Raw genomic sequence first — 1,905 nt, 5'->3', positions numbered from 1 at the left:
GTGTCGTCCCCGCCTTGTGCGCAATTGCGCACTGGCGCGGGGACCCATAGCCACCGATGTCGGTTTGATGCCGAGCTGTGGCCCCAGAATCGATAACCACAAACCCCTGTGGTTATGGGTCCCTGCTCGCGCTTCCGCCTTCGCTCTACGAGCTACGGCGGACAGGTCGCTTGGCCGGGACGACGGTGGCATTTGCTGCTCCTGCTTTCGCAGGGACGACGCTGTTCATCCCTCGCGACCGCAATCACGAAGCCGACGCCTCACATGCCGGTCTGCGGCGACCGCTTCGGATCCTGCTCCGGCGTGCGCTGCTGCCGCTCCTGCTCCTTCGCATGGTGACGGCCGTAGAGGCAGCCGGCGGCCGCGCCGAGCACACCGTGACGGCCGGCATAGTGACCGGCGACGCCGCCGACGACCGCGCCCTTCAGGCAGCCCTTGGCGTCGGCGGGCGAAGATACTGCCAGCGCGAGCGCGGCGACGGCGAACAAGGTGGCGATGGTGTTCATGAGGCAATGTCCTGGGATGATGCGGCTGACAATTTCCTTAACCGTACAACCCCGCAACGAGCGATCCGGTTCCACTCGCCACCAATTGAGGCGCCTCAGCTTACTGGATACCCCGCTTACGCGGGGTATGACGAAAGAGAGAATGTCATCGCGCCGTGCCTTGGGTCACGCCATTCAGAAAGGCCGTCGTCTCGCGGTTCAGAAACGCGACGTCGTCCGGAAACGCGCCGCCGGCGGAAGCGTGGCCGGTGACGGTGCCGGGGCTGATGGTCAGCATCTTGACGCCGGGGATGTTCTTGCCGGCTTCGATCGGCTCGAACTCCGGATTGAGCAGGTCCTTGGTGCCGGTCATGATCAAGGTCTTCGCCTTGATCGAGGCCAGCGCCTTGGCGGTGTCGCCGTTGAAGCCCGCGGTGGTGCCGACGTCATGACTCTCATAGGCAAAGGTCTGGTAGATATAGTCGTTGGCGTCCATGGCCTTCAGCATTCCGCCCTCCTGCGCCTCCATCCAGGGCAGCGCATCCATGCCGTTCTTGAATTGCGCCGAATACATTTCCGGCGTGCGCGCCGAAATCAGATTGAGGATATCGCGCATCAGGCGGATGCCCTTCTCCGGCGGCGCGGTGTAATTGCCGCCGTTCCAGGCCGCATCGTCCATGATCGCATTGCGCGAGGCTGCGCCCACCGCCACGCTCCAGGCCGGCGTCTTCGCCAGCGGCACCATCGCCACCAGCGCATCCATGTAGTCGGGATGGCTGACGCCCCATTGCAGCGTCTGCATGCCGCCCATCGACGGACCGATCACGGCGACGACATGGTCGATGCCGAATTTCTCCTTCAGCAGGCGGTATTGCGATTCCACCATGTCGCGGATGACGAATTTCGGAAAACTCATGCGCGGCTGCGCCTTGGAATTGCTCGGCGAGGTCGTCAGGCCGTTGCCGATGGCGTCGGTGCAGATGATGAAATACCTGGCGGGGTCGAGCGCCTTGCCCGGCCCGATCATGAAATCGATGCGGTGATGATTGCCGCCGAGCGCCGTCACCATCAGGATGGCGTTGGATTTCTTCTCGTTCAGCGTGCCGTGGGTGACGTAGGAGATCGAGAAATCCTTGATCGCCTCCCCGCTTTCGAGCTTGAGGTCGCCTTCGCTATAGGACTGATGCGGCGGTTGCTGCGGCGTATGCGCGACAGCCGGGAACGACGACAGCGACAACAGCAGGCTCAGGCCCGCAGCATGGACAATGCGTTTCACGCGTGGTTCCCCCCAAATTATTCCCCGAATTTTCCATCGGTTGCACGGCACGATAGGCTGGCCGGTCGCGGCTGTGAAGCCTTCAGCGCCGGCTGCCTTCGCGAATCGAAAGATCCGGCGACAGGATCAGGCGGACGCTTCTAC

Annotated in this window: 2 protein-coding genes; both read right to left on the bottom strand. The window is 63.1% G+C overall.

What is annotated here, in order from left to right; genetic code table 11:
* Positions 1-260: 260 nt before the first annotated feature.
* Entirely contained in the window at positions 261-506 is a 246-nt protein-coding gene (locus tag WB528_RS09865; RefSeq protein WP_423888233.1) for a hypothetical protein, read from the bottom strand.
* Between the two features lie 145 nt (positions 507-651).
* Complete coding sequence (locus WB528_RS09860) at positions 652-1,761, bottom strand: alpha/beta fold hydrolase (protein ID WP_423888232.1); 1,110 nt, start codon at positions 1,759-1,761, stop codon at positions 652-654.
* Positions 1,762-1,905: the final 144 nt, after the last annotated feature.

Source organism: Bradyrhizobium sp., from assembly GCF_049586575.1.
GTDB lineage: Bacteria > Pseudomonadota > Alphaproteobacteria > Rhizobiales > Xanthobacteraceae > Bradyrhizobium.
This window is presented reverse-complemented; position numbering and strand designations above follow the sequence as displayed.

What these genes read in the sequence shown, in the direction of transcription:
- WB528_RS09865 (WP_423888233.1), bottom strand. Translation starts at nt 506, where the DNA reads ATGAACACCATCGCCACCTTGTTCGCCGTCGCCGCGCTCGCGCTGGCA.